The sequence below is a fragment of the Streptomyces echinoruber genome (genome assembly GCF_014651135.1).
GTDB classification, from domain to species: domain Bacteria; phylum Actinomycetota; class Actinomycetes; order Streptomycetales; family Streptomycetaceae; genus Streptomyces; species Streptomyces echinoruber.
Genome location: NZ_BMWH01000072.1, coordinates 1 through 2202, shown reverse-complemented (window position 1 = coordinate 2202; position 2202 = coordinate 1). Strand labels below are relative to the sequence as shown.

Here is a 2202-nt window from a genome sequence, read left to right as displayed (position 1 = left end):
CCGTGTGCGTCGGCGCGCTGCACGGTGCCGGAGTCGAGCGGGGGAAGTTCCTCCCACCCGGTGAGGGTGCGCCACCGGTACGGCGTGCCGGGGCCGAGCAGCAGGTCGCCGTACTGGATCTGTCCGGGTTGGGTGACCAGGGCGCCGGCCGCGACCGTGGCAGCAGTGGCGGGCATGGTCACCCCCTCGCCTTGGCCAGCCACGCGAGCGCGCGGGCGTTGTCGTCCGGGCTGCCGTTCTCGGCGGCGTGCCAGTGCTCGATCTGGACCAGGGCGCCCCCGGCGGCCGTGCCGAACGGGGAGCCGTGGGCGTCCGCGCCCGCGTACGCGGGGGCGAGCTGCGGGACGGCGGGCGGGGTGACCAGCGTCCGCATGGCCCGCTCGACGGCCCCGGCTCCGCCCTCGATGCCCTTGACCAGGCCGGCGGGAATCCACCGGCCCACGTCGCGCGCCATGACGCGGCTCGGGCTGTGGATGCCCAGCGCCTTGGCGATCGGGCCGGGGATCATGCTCTTGGCGAAGCTCATCAACTGCGAGCGCAGCCAACCGCCCATCGACCGCACGCCGTTGAGCAGGCCGCGCACGACGTCACGGCCCTTGTCGACCAGCAGCGATCCCAGGTTGCCGATGGCGCTGGAGATTCGGCCCGGCAGTCCGCGCATCCACGCGATGGCCTCGCCCGCCTTGGCGACCACAGCATCCTTGAAGGACGACAGGGCCGAGCGGGCGCGCGCGGCGAGCTGCCCGGCGAGCGGGGCGAGCGCGCTGTACGCCCGTCCGGGCAGGCCGCGAATCCAGTCGACGGCGGCGCCGATGCCCTGGCCGACCCACTGGGCGAGCCGGGCGGCGGCCTCGCCGACCAGTTTCGCGGCGTTGACGACGGCCTGTTTGGCGAGCTGCCACGCCTTGTCGAAGTCGCCGCGCAGCAGCGCGACGACGGCTTGCAGGATCGGCAGGACGACCGAGGTGATCACCTGCGCGAGCCCGGCGGCGAGGATCTGCGCGAGCTGGCCGACCAACCCGATCAGGGGTTGGATGATCGGCATGAGCGCGCCGAGCGCGGCGAGCAGTAGCTCGCCGATGACCGGCACCAGCGGGGCCAGTGCGGTCATGACCTGGGCGAATGCGTCGCCGAGGGTGACGAGGAGCGGCTGAACCGCGGTCAGCAGTTCAGCGAGGACGGGCAGGACCGCGGCGATCAGCTGCCCCAGGACGGGCAGGATCGGCGCGACGGCCTGGAGGACCAGGCCAAACGTTTCTGCGAGGGCGGCGAGGACCGGGCCCAGCTCGCCGACGATGGGTAGCAGGGCCTCGCCGAGGGCCCCGATGAACGTCTGTAGCGGCGGGCCGAGCGCGGCGAGGGCGGGGCCGAGCGCGTCGGCGAGTTGGGAGACGACCGGCGCGAGGGCCTTTGCGACGGCGGCGAGGACCGGGCCGCCGGCTTCGGCGAGCGTGCCGATCAGGCTGCCGAGCGAGGGCAGGATCTCGCCGACCGCGCCGAGCAGTCCGCCGAGCCCTTGGGCGGCACCGTCGGCGCCCTGGGCGATGCCCTCGAAGAACCCGCCGACCCCCTGGCCGACCGCGCCGAGGCCGGTCGACAGGGCGTCGATGACCGGTCCGGCGGCCTGGACGGCGGAGACCAGGCCGGGCATGGCGCCCTTGGCGAGCGCGCCGATGCCGTCGACCAGCGGCTCGACCAGCGGAGCGACGCCCTTGAACAGGTCGCCGATCTGCGGGGCGAGGTCGTCGAATATCCCCCGGAGCTGTCCGGCCGCGTTGGCGAACGGCTTGACTAGCGGCCCGGCAAGGGACTGCATCTGTCCCTTGACGTGCTCGGCGAGCCCCGAAAAGGCGCTCTTGACCTGGTCGTTCTCGGCGAGAACCTTCGCGCCGAGGCCGACGACCGCGAGCGGTACGGCGGCGAGCGCCCCGCCGGCCGCGAGCGCGGCCCCGGACAGGGCGAGCGTCGAGGTCTTCGCCGCGCCGAGCAGCGGGCCGATACCGGCGAGGCCGCGCCCCGCTTCCTCGGCGCCCCCGCCGACGCTCTCGCCGAGGGCCGCGCCCATGAGCGCGCCCTCGGAGGCGAAACGCCCGCGCAGGTCACGCAGTCGGCCGTCAGCGTCGCGCTGAAGGCCGACCATCGCGGCCCGGGTGTCGTCGACTCCGCGGCGGGCCCCGGAGTCGTCGAGGTCGATGTATCCGA

1 protein-coding gene is annotated in these 2202 nt (G+C 74.4%); it reads right to left on the bottom strand.

From position 1 onward, the window contains the following. Positions 1 to 178: 178 nt before the first annotated feature. On the bottom strand, positions 179 to 2202 hold a 2024-nt coding region (locus tag IE225_RS32485; protein WP_190061264.1), incomplete at its 5' end, for a phage tail protein.